Source organism: Pedobacter cryoconitis (assembly GCF_014207135.1).
GTDB lineage: Bacteria > Bacteroidota > Bacteroidia > Sphingobacteriales > Sphingobacteriaceae > Pedobacter > Pedobacter cryoconitis_D.
On record NZ_JACHCC010000003.1, the window covers coordinates 300,956 to 323,863 of the forward strand.

Consider the following 22,908-nt stretch of genomic DNA (forward strand, 5'->3'; position numbering starts at 1 on the left):
TCTAAACCTTCTGCTGATCAAAAGACTTGGTATTGAGTTTTGCTGCAATGCTTTTGATAGAAATATCAAGGTTCTCAGCAGACTCATGCAAGGCATCTTCAAACTCAAAATAGGTCTGACTTTTATCATCACTGATTTTAATCACAGAAACTATTCCCAGGATGTTACTTAAATAACGCCGCACTTCATGTGAATTAATAAAAGAGAGCTCTGTATTCAGTTTACTGAACTTGAGCTCATCATATTTTTTCTTAATTTTAAGGGATCTGTAAAAAAAGATCAGTGTCAGTATAATCATGGCTGCACCTGTGATGGATAAAATCAGATAATTCTGTCTGACTTTGAGGTTTTCTTCAGCTCTGGCATATTTATCTTTGATTTCATCGTATTTTAAAAGACTCAGGATACTTCCGGTCTTCATCATCTTTTCCGTATTTAAGGATGACTGGACAATAGCCTTTTTATAATATTGGGATGACAGGTCAAATTGGTTTTCTTTCCGGTAGGCGTCACCCATTAAATGGAATAATCTGGATCTCATATAACCCAGATTTCTCAGGTCATCAGAGGCCAGTAACTTTAAAATAATTTCTTTTGCCTTTTCGGTCTGGTTAAATAAAAGGTAGGCATCTGCAAGATGGACATAAGTATATAGCTTGTCCCAGTCTTTTGGGTTATCAATCAAAGTTTTGATCTCTTTGATCGCAGAAGGATCTTTTTTCAGCATCAGAACCATATACTTCATCCGGTGCACCGTCAGCGAATCTTCAAGGGAATTATCCTTTCTCCTGATGATCTTATTGACATAAAACTGTAAGGAATCTAATTGGTTTAAATGAAAATAGGCGATTGCTTTATTTTCATAAAGTAATCGTGGGACCTGTATTTTTCCCTGTTGCAGAACCAGTGCGTAAGCCGTATTTAAACAGACTATAGCTTCATCATACAGACTACTCTTAATATAAAGATCAGCGATATTGTTATAGTTTTTTACCATACCAATGGTATCACCGATGCGTTTAAGAGACTTATCTACCATCATGTAACTTTCCATTGCACCCATATGGTTTTCGAGGTCTGTTTCCACAAAGGCCAGCAGCTGGAAAAGTCTGATATACAGGAGATCCTTTGGTGAGGTGCTGTTAAGCCCTCTGACCAGATAGGACTTTGCCTTTTCCAGTTTCATAAACCTCTTTGCATATAATGCCTCGATTTCATATTGGATGGATGTTTTTTGAGGGAGTTTACTTTTTAAAATGGCAGCAATCAAGATCTCCTTATTTGTTGTTATTTTTCCTATATCATCCATTGTCACGTATTTGACAATCAGGGCTTCAATCAATGCCCCTGATTTTGGAGAAGGAGACTGTATGGCGGCTTTTATTTCATCAGGAAGGTTTTCTGCCGCCTGCAGACGAAAGGAAAAGAGGAATAAAACCAATATAAATGCGATAGCCGGTTTCATCAATGTCTTCATTTGTATTAGTTTAAATTACAATTATGAGAGGCCGTTTTAAAAATAGGGAAGGAGATCCACATATTTGCTTAAAAATAGTTTTTGAGCCGGAATTTCTCTGTAAAGCGAAAAATAATAACTATTAGGGCTATATCGTTTAATCTTTGGCTAATCAGATAAAATCTGAAGATCATGAAATGCTTTAATTTAAGGGGAAAATTATTCATACAAATCAGCGATACTGATGAAGAAATATCTCCTTTTCATAACCGGGCTTCTTTGTTCGGTGGCACCAGTCTACAGCCAGCAAAATAATCATAAACTGATCTATAATAAACCTGCCGGGCAGTTTGAGGAAGCGCTGCCGCTAGGTAACGGCCGTCTGGGGGTTATGGTTTATGGCGGCATTTTTACAGAGCGGTTCTCTTTAAATGAAGCGACGCTCTGGGCCGGAGGACCTGTAAATCCTGATATGAATCCTGATGCCAGAAACTATCTGCAGCCAGTAAGAGAAGCACTGTTTGCTGAAAATTATAAAAAGGCCGATTCACTGGTGCATTTTATGCAGGGAAAATTTTCTGAATCTTATGCGCCTTTGGGTAATCTGTTTTTTGATTTTAACCACAAGGGAGAAGTCAGTGATTATAAACGGGAACTGGATATACAAAATGCAATCAGTAAAACGAGTTATCAGATTGATGGAACTACTTATCAGCGAGAGACATTTATCTCACATCCCGATCAGTTAGTTGTGATCAGGTTTACAGCCAGGGGCAAGGGGAAACTTGATTTTATCTGTCGTTTCAATAGTTTGCTGCAGCATAACGTTTCCACCCTTGGAAAAGATCTGGTGATGAAGGGACATTCGCCGGTACATGCATCTCCTGTTTACCATGGGAATGAAATTATATGGGATGATGTAAATGCGATGCGTTTTGGAGCGCAGCTTAAAGTCATGAAAACTGATGGCACAGTAACTTCAGAAGCACATAGTCTGCATATTAGTAATGCAACCGAAGCAGTTATTGTACTTTCGATGGCAACCAGTTATAATGGGTTTGACAAGAACCCGGGGACTCAGGGCAAACAGGAGATGAAAATAGCGGCTGATTATTTGAAAAATGCAAAATCATATGCCCTTTTATTAAAAAATCATACGGCAGATTTCAGGAAATATTATGACCGCGTGCAAATCAGCCTGGGTGATGAAGACCAGGGTGGTATAAACACAATGGATAGATTAAATGCTTTTGCTGCCGGTAAAAGTGACCGTGCACTGATTGCTTTATATTACCAGTATAGTCGGTATTTACTGATCAGCTCTTCAAGGGCGGGAGGAATGGCAACCAATTTACAGGGGATCTGGAATGAACTGATGCAGCCACCATGGAGCAGTAACTATACGACCAATATTAATGCAGAAATGAATTACTGGGGTGTTGAAACAGCAAACCTGACAGAGATGCACCAGCCTCTGCTTGATTTTATAGGCCGTTTAGCTAAAACAGGGGCGGTAACGGCTAAGAATTATTATGGTGCAGGAGGATGGGTTTTGCATCATAACAGTGATATCTGGGCAATGACTAATCCTGTCGGAGACTTTGGAAAAGGTGATCCTGGATGGGCAAACTGGCCGATGGGTGGAAACTGGATGTCTACCCATCTTTGGGAACATTATGCTTTCACACAAGATAAATTATTCCTGAAACAACAGGCTTATCCGTTAATAAAAGGTGCTGTACAGTTTTGTCTGGATTTCCTGGTCGCGGATAAAAAGGGCAATTTAATTACCGCACCATCTACTTCTCCGGAAAATTATTATGTGACCCCTTCAGGTTATACCGGTTCATTATTATATGGTGGTACAGCAGATCTGGCAATTATCAGAGAATTATTTACTGATTATATTAAAGCAAGTGAAGTTCTTGGTCTTGATGTGGCTAAGCGGAACGAGGTAAAAGCCGCATTACAAAAGATGCTTCCCTACCAGATAGGGAAAGAAGGAAACTTACAGGAATGGTATTATGACTGGAAAGACCAGGATCCCAGACATCGTCATCTTTCGCATCTTTTTGCAGCATATCCTGGATATTCTATTACCTCAGCCGGTAGTCCTGCACTGGCAGATGCTGTGAGGAAGAGTCTGACCACACGTACAAATGATGGCACGGGATGGGCTATTACCTGGAGGATTAATTTATGGGCAAGGATGCAGAATGGAGAAAGAGCTTATGATGCACTCAAAAAATTACTCCGTTTTGTTGGGAATGGGGCAGAGGTGAAAATGAAGGGTGGTGGTACCTATGCAAATCTGTTTTGTGCACATCCGCCTTTTCAGATTGACGGGAATTTTGGAGGCGGTGCTGGCATAGCCGAGATGTTATTACAAAGCCATCAGGGATTTATTGAATTACTGCCTGCTATTCCGGTAGAATGGAATAGTGGCAAAATCAAAGGTTTGGTTGCAAGAGGGGGGTACGTAATCGATATGGAATGGAAAGAAGGTAAAATGATCTCCGCAGTATTACACGCAAAAAATACCGGCAACTGCAGGTTGAAATACAAAGGGAAACTGATTGATCTGAGAACAGTTTCAGGTAAGGATTATAATTTAAGCAGTTTTAATGAAATTTAGCTTATAGTTTAACCTGCCTGATGATGTTTTTAATGTTAAGTTCGACAATATCGGTCATAGTTTGACATTGCAGGTAATGCGCATCTTCGAAATGATCAGCCATGCCCTTTTTTAAGCTTTCTATATTTTCGGGTGTAGTTAATATCTCTGTATTGGAAACATCACGCAGATCTGCCAAACGATGTCTTTCGCTGCGGACACGATGTAATATCGAAGATTTTTCTTCCTGCTGATATTGCAGGTAGGTCTTATCTGTTAATTGATCCATGCACATTTTGACATAAGGAAGGTTTTCCTTGAAGAACTGGGCCAGATAGACTTTGATATTTCCTTCGTAAAACTGCTGATCAAAGTCTATTGCTCTGATTCTGAATTGAATGTCATCAAAATCAGGGGTGATCTGTACCACGAAATTATAGGATCTCATATCGCCTAATAACATGATCAGACAACGTTCATTGAACTTTACGAATTCCTTGGCAATCCGGGTAGGATTATATTCAGGATTATGCAGATATATTTTAGCAAACACGTCACCGGGAATCCCAGCTACATGTTCTTCAATTAATGTATCCCCGTCTACCAGGTAATTGACCTGATTCGGCGACAGAATCTCTTCCAGTTCCAGCCCGTAAATTCTGGATGCGTCAGCTCTTTTAACATAAAAATAATCATAAACATCATTTAAGCGGTTTACAATTTTTATGCGGAAAGGATGTGTATTGCCAAAGGTGCAGTACTCAATTTTCTCAATGTATTTATGTTGTACAATCCGCAGGTTACCAGACGCTTTGAGGTTCGCGTAAATCACTTTAAGCCCATTATGCAAATGCTCAATCCGGTTTGCAGCATAAATAGGACCTTCCCAGAGCGAATCCTTTCCATACCTGTCCATGATCGGATAGGCCTCATCAAAAACCAGGAGGTCATCATAAGTGATCGGAAGTTTGGATTCCCGCTGATACTTTCTCAGGTATTTCTGAAAAGCCGGAGTTACGGGGAAAATGGGTTTTTTACGCGATATTTTTACGTCATCAGGTTCCATGCACTATCAATTTATGCTCAATTTAGTGTTTTTGGCTTAGCTGCAAAATTAAGAGCCTGTTTAAAAAGAACTATTCAGCCATTTTTTTAAAGTGGCCGACTTGTCCCTGCTTACCAGGATGCTCTCTCCATTGGCGGGAACGAGTTCAATTTTCAACTTCCCGTTGAAGGACTGATAAATCTTATGAATAGACTGTACTGAAATAATATATTGACGGCTCACTCTGAAAAAAATCTGTGGATTTAGCTCCAGTTCCAGCTCTTCGAGTGTTTGTTCGGTCTGGTAACGCTGCCCCTGATGTGTGATCAGATAGTTCTTTTTGTTTTCTGAGGTGAAATAGGCAATATCTGCACTAATCACCGGAACGAACATATCCCGGTAAGCGACGAGGAACCTGCTGCGGTACACATTCTCGCGGATTTCAATTTTTTTCAAGATATCCTGCATCCCTGAATGGTCAGCAAAACCAATCATGTTTTTAACTTTCCGGAGGCTGTTTTCAAGTTTATGTAATTCTAAAGGTTTTAAGAGGTAGTCGATACCATTGACTTCAAAGGCTCTCAAAGCATATTCATCATAGGCTGTAATGAAGATTACCTGTGACTGGATCTCGACCTGGTTAAAAAGCTCAAAACTTAATCCATCCGTTAAACGGATATCCATGCAGATCAGATCCGGATGTTTGTTTTCCCTGAGCCACTGTATACTGGTCCTGAGTGTCTGTAGCTGAGCGGTAATCTGTATCGTGTCATCCAGTTGAAGAAGCATTTCTTTCAACCTGAGTGCGTTGGGAATTTCATCCTCTATAATTAAAACACTAAGCATAACATTTACATTTTCTGGTTTAATAACAAAGGTATTTTAACCTCAAAAAAGCTGCTGTTGTCATGAATTTCGGGTTCTCCATGTCCCAGAAGCAAGTACCTCTCACGAATGTTTTTTAGCCCTAAAGCTGAACCGGGTTCTTTAGTCACTTTCAGCGATTTATTGTTTCTGATAACAATCCATTTGTTATCCATTTCAGCGATCTCTATTTTTAAAGGAGATTCAATAGAAAAGGAATTATGTTTAATGGCATTTTCTATCAGTAACTGAAGTGTTAAAGGTGCAATTTCTTTACTGCTGAGCTTTTCAGTGTCCGAAATCTGAATCTGAATAGCTTCTCCATACCTGATTTTGTATAAAAACAGATAGGCATTGATGAATTCGAGTTCGGCCCGGATTGAAATGGTATTCTGCGGCCGGTTAGTGAGCATATATCTGTAGATGGAGGATAATTTAATCACATAGTCGACGGATAATGCCGGATTGTCAGTAATCAGGGAAGCCAGTGTACTCAGGTTATTAAATAAAAAATGTGGATCCAGCTGTAGTTTTAAGGCGTCCAGCTGTGCCTGTGTCGCATGCTGTCTCATTACAGCCGTTTCCAGCTGAATGTCCTTCCATTTATGGAAAAAGTGTTCAACGGCAAAAACAGCTGTAGCCAGTAAAGCGAAAATGATACTGAAAATAATGATCTGACGGTATAAAAGCTGATCAGCTGAGAATTTGCTGGGCAGTTCAATCTGAAAGATCGGAATTAAGATAATGGAGATTAAGGTGATATGTAAGAGAAACTGGACAGTAAACCTGGTCATGATATTCTTTTCCCAGTGAAGTTTCTGATTGAGCCTCATCGTCAGCTGAATACCGGTCTCAAAGATAAGTGTGGCATAAGCCATGGTCAGCAGGACATCTACAAAGATGAAATCCAGCAGGGAAAATTGTTTCCAGCTCTGAATGGAACGCTCATAAGGATTGATCAGAAAAAAAAGCAGGATTAGTATTAAACCAAAACTGGGATATCCATAGAGTCTGAACGATTTATAACTGGGGGTTGACATCTTAACAAAAGTAGGATTAAGCATTTAATCTAAATGTCATCTTAAAATATTAATCCTACTTTTGGGTAATTAATGTGATTGTTTTTATAAAAATATCAATCCACAGGAGAGCAGTGCAACCAGAACTACTAAGATAATCCTGAATAACTTTAATAAATCGTATACTTTTCTTATTGATGATGTTGTTTTTGCGCCTAAGTTCATATGGTTCAAATATTAAACTGATTCTACAGCCAAATATCTTCTAAAACAGGCGCAATTTTCTTTTCCGGTGACTCAGTTTACTAAATATCCTGCTGAAATCACTGGATCGGCAACCGAGTTAACAGGGCAGGGATCTATTTGTTTAATCAACCCGCAAACAATAGTTACATCTGTGACGGATACTGGTATATGGCAGACCTTTATAGGTGCCGGCGACCGGAACCACCCAGTCTTGTCTGAGGATATACAGCCCTTTCATCGTAGGCATAAACGAAACCTCACCCTGTTCATCTGTTGTCAGCGATTTCTCCCAGTTTTCGGGATTAAATACCCGGATTTTTGTATTGTTAGCCGCAGGATTACCATTATTAAATGCTTTTCCAATGATTAGCTTTCCTTTTGAGTAAGTAACCATATCTAACAGTTGTACCGGTTTCGATACTGATCCTGGTTTTTCCACATGATAAACTGCGCACAAATAGTCAATCGGACGTACATTTTTACCACCTGTTTTAGAGCGGTCAACTACAGGAAGTTCATCATTGATGCCTAAAATCTGATAAATACCTTTCTCTTTAGGTATAAATGTCCCTTCCCAGCAATCTGCTTTCTGGTGAATCTGTATAGCTATGCGCTGTCCTTTTTCATTAATCACACTGATTTTGAAGTCGCCGATAAGTGCAAGTTCGGGGCCTGTTTCACGGTGACGTACACTATATTCATCAATTTCTCCAAAACAAATCTGGATTGCAACAGGCTGATTAACTTTTCCGGCCCCTTTAATATCCATCCAGTAACCATGAGCCATACTGATTACAGGAAAACCAACTAAAAGCAAAAGGACATGACAAATTCTTTTCATAATTAATGCAAATGTAATCATTAGCTGGCATAGGGGTATTATCCTGTTAAAGCGTTTATAACCTGTAAAACTTAAAATAAATTATGATATGAAATCGAAAATCCTGTTATCCTTGATCGTTGCAACGCTCTCGTTTGGTTGTAATCCTTTCAAAAATAATGAGGTAAATAAAGTAGTTTATAACTTCTATAAAAATTATAAGGGCAATTATACTGATGCTGACAAAGGTTTATTGACAGTTGCCTTGTCCACTCTTGTAGAAAAGGCAGCCACCGAAGAAATTAAATCTGTTTTAGCCCTAAAAGCGAAAAAACTGACAGACAGACCAGCTAAGCTTGAAGGAGATATATTCACCAGTTTGTTTGAAAGCTATACTTCTTTTGATATAGGAAAAACGACCATAAATGGTGACCTGGCGACTGTAACAGTCGAATTTACAAACAATAAAGGCGGTAGTGAAAAATGGAAGGATGTCATTGAACTGATCAGGGAAGGTGGAAGCTGGAAAATAGACAACGTACAGTTTAAAGATGAGCGTTCGGTAGGAAAGAATACGAAGGAAGTTTTATCCCAGTTTCTAACCCCTGTTACTCCGGTAGCTTCGGATGCGGATGATCAGCGGTGCAGATTATCTGCGGGGAACGAATATCAGTGGAGTAATATTAAAAAAGGTTGTATCCGTGTTTTTGAGTTACCTCTGAAACTAAAAAGTAAGGACAGAAGGTCTATTGCAACCGTAATCTTTTCTGATGATCAGAAAAGGGCTGAAGTATTTACAAACAAGACCAGCTGGGTCCTGAATAGAAAATCAGGCACAGCTTATGAATCTGAAATATCTTCTGATGGTGCATTTTTAGAAAAGAACAATAACAGATGGGAGTTGGGACAGCTGAAAGACGGGCGGATTATTTATTCAGAATGATATAACAGGAAGCCAAATGTATATCGGGGTTGATAACCCAGTATATGTTTGGCTTTATCGGCTATATAGACCCGGTCAATGCTTTCTGGAAATGACCATCCTTTTTCCTGATAAATCCTGTCTGCATCCGGATAATATCTTTTTATAATTTCCTGCGGTGCTTTCTTAAGCAGAACGAGATCTTCTTTTTGAAAAGGAGATCCTGCCGAGATGTTAAATACTTCAAACTGATCAAACTCTTGTATCAGGGCCAGCCTTAGCGCTTCAGCACCATCTCTTTCATCCAGGCCTCTGTAGACCCTGTGATTAATTTTCAGGTTATCATTTTCCGGCAAAAACCTTCCAACCCTGTAAACCGAAGTCTGCAAACCTTCTTTTTTAAAAAAGTCTTTACACAATTGCTCGGCACATTGTTTAGTGATATCATAGATATCTCTTGGTTGTTCCTGCAGTGTTTCATCTACCCACACGGCCTGTCCGGGATTAACCATACTATTTCCGTAAATGGAAGTTGTACTGATATAAAGAAACTGTGTAATCTTATTTTTCACACAGGCATTCAGCAGATGAAGAGTCCCTTTAATATTTACATTGATAAAATCTTCCCTGGGGTAGTTCAGGTCATAATGTTTACCATGTATGGCTGCCGTATGAATGACTGCTTCCATATTTCTGGTAACCTGTTCAACAGCAGTAGGGTTTGTGATGTCAATAATCAGATCGGTAGAGGGATGGGCAATCAGATCAATTCCGGTAACTTCATGTCCGTGATTTCTTAAATGATTAACGGTAACTGAACCTAACTGTCCTGATGAACCTGTAACTAAAATCCGCATAATTATAGATGAGATGATAAAATTATTGATAAATTTTCTTAATTTTTCATAAAAATAAGGCCATGGGGGAAAAGATCATATCAAAAATCATAGGTACATTAACCGGGGATGATAGTCTTTTAGACTGGTGGATAGGAGAGGAGATCAATATTCCATTTTTTGAAGGAGAGAAAGTCGGGATCAGTTTTACAGACTATGATCCGGAAACTGACGAAACATTTCTGGAAGAAGCAGATGAGGCGCTGAAACATTTTCTGGCATTAAAGACTACTGACCGGGAGGCCGTTTCTCACCTGGTCTATAAAAATTGTCTCGATTTTCTGGATACTATTGAACCTGATGAAGCAGATGCTGATTTAAGGTCAATCACCCATGAAAATGAAATCTGGAAGTTTGTACAGCCTACAGAGATTTATGTAACCAGAAGGCTCTACGAGGATGAGAACATTTATATCCAGGTAGCCTGTAGCTGCGACTGGGAACAGGAACACGGTCTGCAACTGGTTTTCAGACAAGGCAAAAAGCTAACCAGAATAAGTGGTCAGGATGGCCATCTGACAGATGCAGATGCTTATGGAAAACCGGACAGCGAAGATTTATTATTATCTCAGTTCTAGTTCTTTTCTTCCTTTCTCAGATACCCTTTTTCTACGCTGTCATCAATCAGTGTTTTGGTGAAATCCCAGATTGGCTGTGATCCGTGACGGATGCCGCTGACTCTTTTAATTACTGTGGCGTACTCTACATCATATTCCATCCAGGTACCTCCCTGATTAGATGCGTTTTGCAGAATAGGCTCCAGACGATCCATTGAACGGGCAAATTTTGCCTCTGGCGTATCACCAGTTTCAAATTCTTCCCAGATGGCGATAAATTCTTCTGCCTGTTCAGCCGGGAGCAGACCAAATATCCTTTCGGCCGCCTGACGTTCCAAAACTGTATTATCATGGTTTACTACAGTGTCATAAAGGAAAATATCACCGGAATCTATTTCAACTACATCATGGATCAGCAGCATTTTGATGACTTTCAGGATGTCCACCGGTTCGTTGGCATGTTCGGCCAGTGTCAACGCCATGACAGCCAGATGCCAGCTGTGTTCAGCATCATTTTCCCGGCGGTCACTATTAAAAAGACGGGTTTTACGCTGAATGTATTTGAGCTTATCAATTTCGTGAATGAAGGCAATCTGCTTTAATATTTTGTCGGAACTCATAATAGTTAAATAGTTTTCAAATATAAAATTACAAAAGCATGTATTCAATGTTTTTGGGGAAAATGGAAAGAAAACAATAAAAACGCCTGAGATTCTACATCTTAAAGTAGAATTTGCTATTAGTTGCATCTATTTTTGCAATATATAACGGCATAGAATTTTTTTAAATTAAATTTGCGCCATAAAAACATACCATGATTTATTTCTTCTCCAACGAGCTTAATACTGTTTTTGCTTTACAATCAGAGCGAACCCTCTCATCGTCAGATATTTCAAAATTAACCTGGCTGTTTGGCGGTGCACAATTCAAACAAGAAACCGTTTTAACGGAGTTCTTTATTGGCCCACGTGCTGCAATGGTAACCCCATGGAGTACAAATGCTGTTGAAATTACCCAGAATATGGATATTCATGGTATCATCAGGATTGAAGAGTTTAAAAATACAAAGGCAGACTTCACAGATTTTGATCCGATGCTGTTTCAAAAGTATAATGAACTGAATCAGGACATTTATACCATCAGTATTAAACCGGAACCAATTCTGGAAATCGCTGATATTGCAGCATACAATCAGCAGGAAGGACTTTCATTAAGCGAAGAAGAAATAGATTACCTGAATAAACTGTCAGAGAAACTGGGCCGTAAACTGACGGATTCAGAAGTATTTGGGTTTTCACAGGTAAATTCAGAACACTGCCGTCACAAAATTTTCAATGGAACATTTGTGATAGATGGTGAAGAACAACCTTCATCTTTATTCAAACTAATCCGTAAAACCTCTGAAACCAATCCAAACGGAATTGTTTCAGCATATAAAGATAACGTAGCCTTTGTTAAAGGACCTAAAGTTCAGCAGTTTGCTCCTAAAAGAGCAGATGTACCTGATTATTATGAAATCAAAGATTTTGACTCAGTAATTTCACTGAAAGCAGAAACGCACAATTTCCCGACTACTGTAGAGCCTTTCAACGGAGCTGCAACAGGATCAGGCGGAGAGATCAGGGACAGACTTGCCGGCGGACAAGGTTCATTACCTCTTGCTGGTACAGCTGTGTATATGACATCTTTCTCCCGTCTGGAAGAAAATCGTCCATGGGAAAAAGCAGTTAATGAAAGAGACTGGTTATATCAGACACCAATGGATATATTAATCAAGGCTTCTAACGGAGCTTCTGATTTTGGTAATAAGTTTGGTCAACCGCTGATCACAGGTTCTATCCTCACTTTTGAGCACGAAGAAGAGGCAAGAAAACTAGGTTATGATAAAGTAATCATGCAGGCCGGGGGAGTAGGTTACGGAAAAGCTGATCAGGCTAAAAAAGCAAAACCATCTCTTAACGATAAGATTGTTGTATTAGGTGGAGAAAATTATAGAATCGGAATGGGAGGCGCTGCGGTATCTTCAGCAGATACTGGTGCATTGGGATCAGGTATCGAGCTGAATGCGATACAACGTTCTAATCCTGAAATGCAGAAAAGAGTAGCCAACGCTGTACGTGGAATGGTAGAGAGCGATCATAATACTATCGTTTCCATTCATGATCACGGGGCAGGCGGACACTTAAACTGTCTTTCTGAGCTGGTAGAAGAAACAGGAGGTAAAATTGACCTGGATAAACTGCCGGTTGGTGATCCGACACTATCTGCCAAAGAAATCATAGGTAATGAATCCCAGGAACGTATGGGACTGGTAATCGGCCAGGAGAACATAGAAACCCTGCAAAAAATTGCTGACCGTGAAAGGGCTCCAATGTATACTGTAGGTGAGGTTACTGGTGATCACCGGTTTACTTTTGAATCAGCAACCAATGGTGCCAGGCCAATGGACCTGAAAATGGAAGACATGTTCGGCAGCTCTCCAAAAGTGATCATGCAGGATAAAACAGTGACCAGGAAATACGAAGCTGTAACTTATGATACCACGCAGCTGAATACCTATCTGGAACAGGTCCTGCAATTAGAAGCAGTAGCCAGTAAAGATTGGTTAACCAATAAAGTTGACCGTTGTGTGGGCGGAAGAGTAGCCAAACAGCAATGTGCCGGCCCTCTTCAGCTTCCTTTGAATAACTGTGGTGTGATGGCATTGGATTTCCAGGGAAAAGATGGTATTGCCACTTCAATCGGACATGCGCCACTTTCAGCATTAATTGATCCTGCTGCGGGAAGCCGGAATGCTATCGCCGAATCACTGTCCAATATTGTATGGGCACCCTTAAAGGATGGTCTGGAAAGTATTTCACTTTCAGCAAACTGGATGTGGGCTTGTAAAAACGAAGGAGAAGATGCAAGATTATATAAAGCAGTAAAAGCCTGTTCAGAATTTGCGATTAATTTAGGAATTAACATTCCTACAGGGAAAGACTCTCTTTCCATGAAACAAAAATATAAAGACGGCGAAGTTATTGCTCCCGGTACAGTAATTATTTCTGCTGCCGGACATTGCGATGATATCACTGCAGTTGTAGAACCTGTACTGCGTAAAAATGGCGGAGCTATTTATTATGTTAATCTTTCGGGTGATCAATATAAACTGGGTGGTTCTTCATTCGCTCAGATCCTGAACAAAATAGGTACTGAAACTCCTGATGTACTGGATGCAGCTCAGTTTAAAACTACCTTTAATACACTTCAGGAGTTAATCAAAGCTGGTAAAGTACAGGCCGGACATGATATAGGCAGTGGTGGTCTGATCACTACGCTTTTAGAGTTATGTTTTGCAGACCGTAATCTGGGTGCAACTATAGATCTGTCTTCATTAGGAGATCAGGATATCATAGAAACTCTTTTTGCTGAGAACATAGGTATCGTATTCCAGGCTGAGGAAGGTGCTGAAGCTATACTGAAAGCTAATGGAGTAGCTTATCATCAAATCGGTACAGTTAATGAAGAGGCTAAATTAAATGTTAAAAATGCTTCAGGAAACTGGAGTTTTGATATAGATCACCTGCGTGATGTATGGTTTAAAACATCTTATCTGCTTGATCAGAAACAAAGTGGTAAAGTAAAAGCTAAAGAACGTTTTGATAACTATAAAAATCATGTCCTGAATTATAGTTTCCCATTGAGCTTTGATGGAAAGAAACCAGTGATAGATCCTTCTAAACCAAGACCTAAGGCCGCTGTTATCCGTGAAAAGGGGAGTAACTCGGAGAGAGAGCTGGCAAATGCGATGTACCTGGCTGGATTTGATGTCAAAGATGTACACATGACTGATTTGATTTCAGGAAGAGAGACTCTGGAAGACATACAGTTCATTGGTGCAGTTGGTGGATTCTCCAATTCAGATGTACTGGGTTCTGCCAAAGGATGGGCGGGTGCATTTCTTTACAATGAAAAGGCTAAGATAGCACTCGAAAACTTCTTTAAACGTGAGGACACACTGTCTGTTGGTATTTGTAACGGATGTCAGTTATTCATTGAACTGGGTCTGATTAATGAAGATCATGCAGAAAAGCCTAAAATGTTACATAATGAAAGTGCTAAACATGAGAGTGGTTTCACCTCATTAACGATACAGGAAAACAATTCAGTAATGCTTTCGAGCCTTGCCGGAAGTACCCTGGGGGTATGGATCTCACATGGAGAAGGTAAATTCCAGCTTCCATATGCAGAAGATCAATATCAGATTGTATCGAAATATGCTTATGAAAGTTATCCGGCTAATCCTAACGGATCGGACTACAATACAGCAATGTTATGTGATCGTTCCGGAAGACACCTGGTGATGATGCCGCATATTGAACGTTCCTTATTCCAATGGCACTGGGCTAATTATCCTGAGGGACGTAAAGATGAGGTTTCACCATGGATGGAAGCTTTTGTGAATGCAAGAGAGTGGATTGAGCAATTAGAGAAATAGAACAAGATTTATAATTTAATCCAATTGGTTCAGAATTTATAAATTCTGAACCAATTTTTTTTTGCTCAACTGTAAGTAGAATCTGAAGGATGTGTAAGCTTATAAATTGAAACTGTTTTGTTATCAATTGTTAGTAATAAGATTTTATTAAAGATTTTGCCGCTGTTATAACTTGTCTGGTTTCAAGATTCATTATTTGAATATGGTTCCAGGCTATGCCGAAGATGAGGTAAGGTACTACCTCTTATCTAATGTCATTTTTAATGTCTATTCAGTATATACCAAAACTATCAATTACTGTAACCGGAAGCAAATCAGATCTGAACCCAGATGTGCTCCATATTGAGTATGAATATTTCGAAAAATAAAAAAAAACAAAATAAAATATTGTTGTTTTTTAGCTGTGTTATTTCTTCCTCTTTTTTAAGCTTGTAATTAGCTAGCCGGAGCGTAGAAAAAGAAGAATTGAGTATCCGGATTGACCATTTGGTGAATGCCAGGAAATCAAGCCGTACTTCTTCTGACACCCTATTTTTTACAAAGATCTTTCCTATTTCTACCTACGGTTTTTTGATTTTTGAGCTATTAAGAAACACCAGAATTCAAGTCTTATTTCAACCAATATTTTCGGAATATTTTCACCTTTTATAAGCAGCTAAAATGGGCTGTTTTCTGATCGATATTCGTCACAGAGGCTAAAAACACAGAAATTTTGCTTACCTTTGTCATGTTTTTAATTTAAACGTCCGCTGTTATGACGCCATCTGAGCGTTAAATTCTAGAAAGAAACAGCACAATATCTGTTTAAATATCCGGGGAATTTACTCCCTGGTCATTTCCTAATTAATGTTTTATTTAAAGCATTTTATGGTATGCGGCAATCATGTCTGCATATATAAATTATTTATTTGAAACCTGCATGAGCTTACAGTTCAGGAAAGCAATATTAAGCTTATGCGAGTTTCATGACATTTGAAAAAAAGAAAGATGAAATTAAAATTACAGCACGTCTTAAGCTGTATTGTACTTGCCGTTATACTACCGTTATCATTAATAGCCCAAGACTCTACTCGAACCAAACAGGATACAGCCCTTACTCCATCACGACCGGCTAAACCCGTATTTAAAATAGGCGGAGCACTGAGATTCAACTATAATCTGTCTTCCTGGAAAAAGGAACAAGTTAAAAGAGGAGGTGATTTTGGTTTGGATATGTTTCGCGTCAACGCAGATGTCTCTTATCAAAAACTGGATTTTCATGCAGAATACCGTTTCTACTCTAAAGATTTTGGCGGAAGTTTTCTAAAAGAAGGTTATGTCAGGTACCTGATTAACGATAGTACAAATATAGCTGTCGGACTGGTTCAGAATCCCTTTGGAAATACAACTTATAATTCTCATAACTGGTTTTTTAATCTTCCTTATTATGTGGGTTTTGAAGATAAATTCTCTATGGGTATTAATTTTCATCAGCGAAGGAAACGCTGGATCTACGATATAGCCTTTTTCAAAAATGCAATGGAATTGAATTTTGGGGATAAAAGCTCCATAGATCCATCCAGATATTCTTATGATGTAGCCGGAAGAAATAAAGAAGTTAATCAGGCTAATATCAAGACAGAATACCTGTTAGCAGAAGACAAGAAAATTGGTGTTTCAGGAATGCTTGGCGGAGTTTACAATATCCCCACCGGCAGAATGGGTGCCAGATGGGCTGCGGCTTTACATGCGGATCTGACTTTTGATAAACTGAACGTGAAACTTCAGTCTATGTATTATCAATACAACCTGTCAGATTCTTTAGCCTTTAAAAATACAGTACAGCTGGCGGCATACGGCTCTTCTTATGAGATTGCCCGCAAAGCTTACCTGCATACTGTTTCTTTTGCCTATACACAACCCCTGAAGCTGGGTCCGGTTAAATCACTCGTTTTTTATGAGAACTATTCTTATATGAATAAGCCGCAAACTGGGTTTAAAGATACGCAGATGAATGTATTGGGTTGTATGATCAATGCAGGAAACCTGGTGACTTATGTGGATTGGGCAGCTGGAAAAAATCAACCCTGGCTGGGGCCTGAATGGCAAAATGGATTGTCATCAGGTAATCCGGATGCGAGATGGCACAGCCGGTTTAACATTAACATCGGTTATTATTTTTAATATAAAATACTTATAAAGATATGTCTAAACTTAAAATAGAAGACCTTACACTAATTTTCGGAAAAGAAAAAGAGGAGGCACTTAAACTTTTAAAGCTTGGAAAAAGCAAAGCTGATATTTTAAAAGAAACCGGTTGTACTATAGCCGTTAAAAATGCAGCATTTAACATAGAAAAAGGTGAGTTTTTTGTGATTATGGGTTTATCCGGCAGTGGAAAATCCAGTTTGTTGCGATGTCTTAACCGTTTGATCGAACCAACTTCGGGAAATGTAATCCTGAATGAGGTAAATATTACCAGTTTGGGTGATAAAGAGTTACAACAAGTCCGCAGGAAAGAAATGGCCATGGTTTTTCAGAATTTTGGTCTGCTGCCTCACCGTACGGTACTGGAAAATGTAGCTTTTGGTCTGGAGCTTCAGGACATTCCAAAGGATGAACGGGAAGCGAAAGCCCAGTCAGTGATTGATCTGGTTAGTCTGCGGGGTTATGAACATCAGAATACAGCAGAACTCTCAGGAGGAATGCAGCAACGTGTAGGATTAGCGAGGGCGCTGGCGAATGATCCTGAGATCCTTTTAATGGATGAGGCTTTTTCTGCATTAGATCCGTTAATCCGTACACAGATGCAGGACGAGCTGATTGAACTGCAGGAGAAAATGCATAAAACCATTGTATTTATTACCCACGATCTGGATGAAGCTATCCGCCTGGGTGACCGTATCGCCATTATGAAAGATGGAGAGATTATACAAATTGGTACACCAGAAGATATCCTGACTAACCCTGCAACGGATTATGTTTCTTCTTTTGTAGAGAAGGTTGACAGAAAATCTATTATAACTGCAGCCAGTCTGCTATTCGAAAAACCAACAGTGGCCATTTTTAAAAAGGATGGGGTAGAAGGCAGTCTGCGGAAAATGCGTACCTCAGGGCTGACCGCATTACCAGCTGTTTCAGTTGATAAGCACTTCCTGGGTTTTGTTTATTTAAAAGATATCCTTGAACTGAAAGCGAAAGGGCATCATACTATTGAAATGGCTATTGTGAAAGATGTACCTGTGGCTTATCCTGAAACAACAGTAGAACAGATGCTCCCTTTTATTGCTGAAAACGGCAGACCGGTTCCTATTATAGATAAACAGACCAATAAACTTCTTGGAATTGTTGCACAAACTTCATTGCTGATCGAGACTACCGGGACTTCGTGGGAAAATGTAACCGGAAATTCAATTGATAATCTACAAAACGAAATAATATAACATGATACATATAGGACCTTATATAGAAGAATTAATCAATTGGCTCACCAATAATTTTGGAGCCTTATTTAGTATAATCAAACTCATTGTCATCTCTGTTGTTGATTCTGTCGAGTGGATCTTTATGTTCCCGCCATTTTACGTTGTCATCCTGCTGATTACTTTCCTGGCCTGGAAAAGGACAGGACTAGGGGTGACTATCCTGACCCTTGCGGGTTTAACGCTCATCTGGGCAATGGGATACTGGGCACAGACTATGGCTACACTGGCACTGATCTTATCTTCTGCTTTTATAGCTTTGGTGATAGGGATTCCAATGGGGATCTGGGCAGCAAAGAAACCGCTGGTTGGAAAACTGATGAGACCAGTTCTCGACCTGATGCAAACTATGCCCGCTTTTGTTTACCTGATCCCTGCGGTATTATTCTTCGGATTGGGAAAAGTACCCGGAGCTTTTGCGACCATTATTTTTGCGATGCCCCCTGCTGTACGTTTAACAACTCTGGGAATCAGTCAGGTGCCAAAAGATATTGTCGAAGCTACCCGGTCATTCGGAGCTACATCCAGACAATTACTATTCAAAGTAGAATTGCCGCTTGCTTTACCAACTATACTCGCTGGTGTTAATCAAACCATTATGATGGCTCTTTCTATGGTGGTTATCTCTGCGATGATCGCTGCCGGAGGGCTAGGTGAGGTTGTCCTTAAAGGGATTACACAACTTAAAATAGGATTAGGATTTGAAGGTGGAATTGCGGTTGTGATCCTGGCTGTTATCTTGGACCGGATCACACAGTCTTTCGGTATGAAAAAAAGATAACCAGCTCATTTTTCAACCAAACAATTTTAATATTTAATACTCAAAAATAAATTTATTCAAATGAAGAAAGTAATTAGCGGATTATTAATCGCACTGACAATAAGTATGATTTATTCATGTGGTGGGGCAAGTAATGACAAGAAAGTAACCATTGCTTATGTAAACTGGGCAGAGGGGGTAGCAATGACTCAATTGTCAAAAGTATTGCTAGAGAAAGAGGGATATACTGTTGAACTGAAAAACGCAGATGTTGCCCCGGTTTTTGCTGCGGTTGCAGGTGGCGATGCTGATATTTTTATGGATACCTGGATGCCAGTTACACACAAAGAATATATGGACAAATTCGGTGCAAAACTGGAAGTCCTGGGCACAAATTATACCAATGCAAGGATTGGTTTTGTTGTTCCGGATTACGTGAAAATTAACAGTATCGAAGAATTGAATGCAAATGCTTCACTTTTTGATGGCAAAATTATAGGAATTGATGCCGGGGCCGGGATTATGAACAAAGCAGAAGCTGCAATTAAAGATTATAAATTAAAACTTGAATTGCAGTCGGCGAGTGAAGCAGCAATGCTTGCTATCTTAAAAAAGAGCATTGATGCCGGAAAACCAGTGGTGATTACCGGCTGGTCTCCGCATTATATTTTCAGTACTTATAAACTGAAATTTTTAAGTGACCCAAAACATGTTTTTGGAGATGTCGAAACTTTACAGACTGTTGCCAACAAGGATTTTGTGAAATTAAACCCTCAGGTAAGTTCTTTCTTCAGAAATTTTCAGTTGAATGATGCACAGTTAGGTTCGTTGATGGCTGCTTTAAAAGGGGCAGATGACGAAAAAGCTGCTATAGAAAAATGGCTGACACAAAACAGCGAATTTAATGTCCGTTTGAGCTCTTTTCTGAAAACAGCTTCTGTAAAGTAATCATCCGGTTATAAAGAAATACCAAGGGTAAAAAACCTGGTGGAAGAATTATTTCTTTGCCTGGTGATTTACCCTTTTTTATGAGGGGTTATTCCTGAAGCAGGATGTCTTTCAGGTCAGCTACCTGGTTACTTTTTAATGAGGATATATCATTCATACCCCCAATTACCATTAAATGACCATATAAACTGACTGCACTTGAATGCTTGCGTGGTGATAGATTAGACTTGATGACTTTAAATTCATGGGTAATGGTATTCAGATAAGCTGTCAGACCCTGATTATAATAACCACCGGTTATGAAAATAAGATCACCATATGCGGAAATTCCATTGGCCGTAAGATCTACCGGTGATTTACATACCAGCTGCCATTTTTGCTGTTGGATATCGTAGGCATAAATGTTTTTGCTGGTCTTGTTTAATTGTGAATTATAACCTCCAAAAACATAGAGAATCCCATTAACGACTGTTCCTGAGGTCTGGACTGCTTCAGGCATATCCGGAAGTTTTGTGAAAATATTTGTCAAAGGATCGAATTCATAAAAAGCATTTGTTGAAACACCCTGAAAACCGGTAGTCACTTTGGTACTGCCACCGAAGATGTACATTTTATTATTCCATACTGCCGAACCTGCATAGGCCCTTGGCATGGGGTTTTCTATCTTCAGCTGTTCGACTTCCCCGGTTTTAACATCTACTGTCTGAACAGCGCCGAATAAACTAAAATTAATTAAAGAGGTTAGTCCTCCGATAATATAAATTTTATGAGTTGCTGCAATATAGCCAGCAGAAGCCTGTACGACAGGTTTAATTTTGTTGGATAACTGTATCCACTGATCTGAAACTGGATCATATTTAAGTGCCTGTCTGCTTAAACCACTTTTTAAAGAGACCCCACCGATAGTATAAGCATAGCTGCTATCAGTAACAGCCGAATGGAATACCAGTGGAAAAGGCAGACTCCCGGCTTGTCTGAAGATTAATTTTTGAACAGTTGTGTCGGCATCAGCCAGGTAAGGATCTGAATGACTGGTAAATAATTTATTTTCGGGATTAAGTGCAAATACATTTATATTCGCTATAATCAATATGATTGATAATAGGTATGCGCGTTTCATAGATCGTTTGATTTTTGGAGCCTTATTTTATTCTAAGTTAATAAATAATGCGCTTGGAAGATAATCTATTGTATTATTCTTTTGTTAAATCGTGTGATTGCTTGTTTTTAAAATATTTACATCAATACATTCGTGCCTTTTTATATTTTTGATGAATAAATATGAGCTTTTTATCTCTTCGTCACATGATCAAATATAGTCGTTACACCTTATTGCTGTTGTTATTTGTCTCTGCAGATTTTCCGGTTCAGGCACAATTTAAAGGACTTTTAAAAAAAGCAACAGATAAGATCATGAAAATGCAGTCTCCGAAGACCAGTCCGGACAGCAGCAGTAACACCATGGAGAACAATGGTCCATCCCCGGCAGAAAATCAAGATGCCCCGGTTAATAAGGCGGTTCAGCCGGCTTTTCCTAAAACTGGTAAAACGGTAAATGCGGTAGGGATTACCTATTCGGTTGATTTACTCGCTAACTCGTCGGCCCTTTTACAAAAGCCAGTCATCATCAAAGGACTAAAAATTGCGAAGAGCCAGGGAATAACAGGCACTGACAGAGAAATTTTAAAACGTGTACTGGAAGATCCTCAGTTATTCGGACAAATCGGAGCGCAGTTAAGTAATGATCCGGCTAATGCGGCGGGCTTGAATGAGGTATTGGATATTTTACGTCCTGCACAGACTTTCGGGCCGTTGGCGGGCGACTTTCATTATTATATTACCAATAACTATATCCGGGCAGAATTAGCTGATTCTCCTAACTCTATTGGCAAAAAACTCTTTGATAACCTGGGGGGAGTTATAACCATTGTAGATCTCCGGGCGAAAAAGAGCTATGCGATTTCAAATTACCTGAATATTGTTCCTGCAGCTGTTGTAGAACAACTTGAAAATTTCCAGTATGCATTTGGTCTTGCTGATTATTATAAAAAAATATTAAATCAAACAGATATACATCCTTCTCTGATTGGTCCTAAGTTATTTGGTAAATACCAGGCCAGTGGAGTACGTTTAGAACTTCCTGTCAAACCTGGTATCGGTAAAGACGGTAAGCCAGATGACAGTATGCTTTATCTTCATTGCGTATTTAATGGGAAATGGGAGGATCTGGAAAACAAAAATTACAATCCTAAGTACAAATTATACCTGGAGATGTATTACTCCCATGAACTGGATAAACTCATTCCTCCAGCCATCACTCAAGGTAAAGGGCTTCTGGGGATAAATGGTTTTTTTGTGGGATATACCCTAAAAGATGAGAATGGCAGACAAGTGAGCTATGGCATCAAATCTATTGATCCAAGTACAGCTGTAGATGAAGGATTATTAACCCTTCCTGCCGGATATCCCGAAATGACACACGAAGAACTTGAGACCAGAATATTAAAAAAACTTGGTCTGAAACATTAATTTTTATGTGCCCCAATATGGAGGGAATCTAAGCGATTTGTTACAGAAAAAGTCTTTTAACGGGCTTTTAATACAGATTGATGTCATCTTTTATCGTTTGTTTTATCCATTTTTGTACCCTCATTAAACTATATGATGAAATTTACATCTCATCCTACAGTAAGAAAAACAAATTGAGTAATTTAATTAAATATTTTAGGACTGGTTTTTGCAAACGATAACGGGAAGAATAAACGTGTCGGTCCAGAAACACCTCTTTAATTAAAAAGGTATAATTGTAATAACAGAAAA

General features: G+C 39.2%; 17 protein-coding genes. 9 read left to right on the forward strand and 8 right to left on the reverse strand.

Features of this window, described 5'->3' with window-relative positions; translation table 11 throughout:
• Nucleotide 1: 1 nt before the first annotated feature.
• Entirely contained in the window at nt 2-1,477 is a 1,476-nt protein-coding gene (locus HDF25_RS06780) for a tetratricopeptide repeat protein (protein WP_184623975.1), read from the reverse strand.
• Nucleotides 1,478-1,700: 223 nt separating this feature from the next.
• Here HDF25_RS06780 and HDF25_RS06785 point away from each other — a divergent pair, with 223 nt between their 5' ends.
• Complete coding sequence (locus HDF25_RS06785; RefSeq protein ID WP_184623976.1) at nt 1,701-4,091, forward strand: glycosyl hydrolase family 95 catalytic domain-containing protein; 2,391 nt, start codon at nt 1,701-1,703, stop codon at nt 4,089-4,091.
• Nucleotide 4,092: 1 nt separating this feature from the next.
• Here the strand turns inward: HDF25_RS06785 and HDF25_RS06790 are convergent, their stop codons facing one another.
• The 4 genes from HDF25_RS06790 to HDF25_RS06805 form a co-directional block, all read right to left on the reverse strand.
• Nucleotides 4,093-5,136, reverse strand: coding sequence for a hypothetical protein (locus tag HDF25_RS06790; protein ID WP_184623977.1), 1,044 nt, complete (start codon nt 5,134-5,136; stop codon nt 4,093-4,095).
• Nucleotides 5,137-5,196: 60 nt separating this feature from the next.
• Nucleotides 5,197-5,961, reverse strand: a complete 765-nt coding sequence (locus HDF25_RS06795; protein ID WP_184623978.1) for a LytR/AlgR family response regulator transcription factor — start codon at nt 5,959-5,961, stop codon at nt 5,197-5,199.
• A gap of 5 nt (nt 5,962-5,966) precedes the next feature.
• The gene (locus HDF25_RS06800) at nt 5,967-7,019 is read right to left on the reverse strand and encodes a sensor histidine kinase (RefSeq protein WP_184623979.1); all 1,053 of its coding nucleotides are present in this window, start codon (nt 7,017-7,019) and stop codon (nt 5,967-5,969) included.
• 346 nt (nt 7,020-7,365) lie between these two features.
• Nucleotides 7,366-8,085, reverse strand: a complete 720-nt coding sequence (locus HDF25_RS06805) for a hypothetical protein (RefSeq protein WP_184623980.1) — start codon at nt 8,083-8,085, stop codon at nt 7,366-7,368.
• A gap of 88 nt (nt 8,086-8,173) precedes the next feature.
• Between HDF25_RS06805 and HDF25_RS06810 the strand changes: the two genes are divergently transcribed.
• Nucleotides 8,174-9,007 carry a DUF3828 domain-containing protein gene (locus HDF25_RS06810; protein ID WP_184623981.1) on the forward strand — a complete coding sequence of 278 codons (834 nt, stop codon included), beginning with the start codon at nt 8,174-8,176 and terminating at the stop codon, nt 9,005-9,007.
• Here the strand turns inward: HDF25_RS06810 and HDF25_RS06815 are convergent.
• The gene (locus tag HDF25_RS06815) at nt 8,995-9,843 is read right to left on the reverse strand and encodes an NAD-dependent epimerase/dehydratase family protein (RefSeq protein ID WP_184623982.1); all 849 of its coding nucleotides are present in this window, start codon (nt 9,841-9,843) and stop codon (nt 8,995-8,997) included. The genes HDF25_RS06810 and HDF25_RS06815 overlap by 13 nt on opposite strands.
• Nucleotides 9,844-9,905: 62 nt before the next feature.
• Between HDF25_RS06815 and HDF25_RS06820 the strand changes: the two genes are divergently transcribed.
• Entirely contained in the window at nt 9,906-10,460 is a 555-nt protein-coding gene (locus HDF25_RS06820; RefSeq protein WP_184623983.1) for a DUF6985 domain-containing protein, read from the forward strand.
• On the opposite strand, the gene HDF25_RS06825 is transcribed toward HDF25_RS06820, so the two are convergent.
• On the reverse strand, nt 10,457-11,059 hold the full coding sequence (locus tag HDF25_RS06825) for an HD domain-containing protein (RefSeq protein ID WP_184623984.1): 603 nt from the start codon (nt 11,057-11,059) through the stop codon (nt 10,457-10,459). The two genes, HDF25_RS06820 and HDF25_RS06825, sit on opposite strands and share 4 nt — an antisense overlap.
• Nucleotides 11,060-11,253: 194 nt before the next feature.
• Here HDF25_RS06825 and purL point away from each other — a divergent pair, with 194 nt between their 5' ends.
• From purL to HDF25_RS06850, 5 genes are all read left to right on the forward strand, one after another.
• Nucleotides 11,254-14,919: a phosphoribosylformylglycinamidine synthase gene (purL, locus tag HDF25_RS06830; protein WP_184623985.1), complete on the forward strand. Its 3,666-nt coding sequence runs from the start codon at nt 11,254-11,256 to the stop codon at nt 14,917-14,919.
• Nucleotides 14,920-15,906: 987 nt separating this feature from the next.
• A complete protein-coding gene (locus HDF25_RS06835; RefSeq protein WP_184623986.1) occupies nt 15,907-17,082 on the forward strand; it encodes a hypothetical protein in 1,176 nt (391 codons plus the stop codon).
• Nucleotides 17,083-17,102: 20 nt separating this feature from the next.
• Nucleotides 17,103-18,341 carry a glycine betaine/L-proline ABC transporter ATP-binding protein gene (locus HDF25_RS06840; protein ID WP_184623987.1) on the forward strand — a complete coding sequence of 413 codons (1,239 nt, stop codon included), beginning with the start codon at nt 17,103-17,105 and terminating at the stop codon, nt 18,339-18,341.
• Nucleotide 18,342: 1 nt separating this feature from the next.
• The gene (locus HDF25_RS06845; protein WP_184623988.1) at nt 18,343-19,161 is read left to right on the forward strand and encodes an ABC transporter permease; all 819 of its coding nucleotides are present in this window, start codon (nt 18,343-18,345) and stop codon (nt 19,159-19,161) included.
• Nucleotides 19,162-19,221: 60 nt separating this feature from the next.
• The gene (locus tag HDF25_RS06850; protein WP_184623989.1) at nt 19,222-20,088 is read left to right on the forward strand and encodes a glycine betaine ABC transporter substrate-binding protein; all 867 of its coding nucleotides are present in this window, start codon (nt 19,222-19,224) and stop codon (nt 20,086-20,088) included.
• An 88-nt stretch (nt 20,089-20,176) separates the two neighbouring features.
• Here HDF25_RS06850 and HDF25_RS06855 read toward each other — a convergent pair whose 3' ends face one another.
• Nucleotides 20,177-21,208 (reverse strand): Kelch repeat-containing protein, encoded by a 1,032-nt coding sequence (locus tag HDF25_RS06855; protein ID WP_184623990.1) that lies wholly within the window; start codon nt 21,206-21,208, stop codon nt 20,177-20,179.
• 161 nt (nt 21,209-21,369) lie between these two features.
• Between HDF25_RS06855 and HDF25_RS06860 the strand changes: the two genes are divergently transcribed.
• Nucleotides 21,370-22,617 (forward strand): hypothetical protein, encoded by a 1,248-nt coding sequence (locus HDF25_RS06860; RefSeq protein WP_184623991.1) that lies wholly within the window; start codon nt 21,370-21,372, stop codon nt 22,615-22,617.
• Nucleotides 22,618-22,908 lie beyond the last annotated feature (291 nt).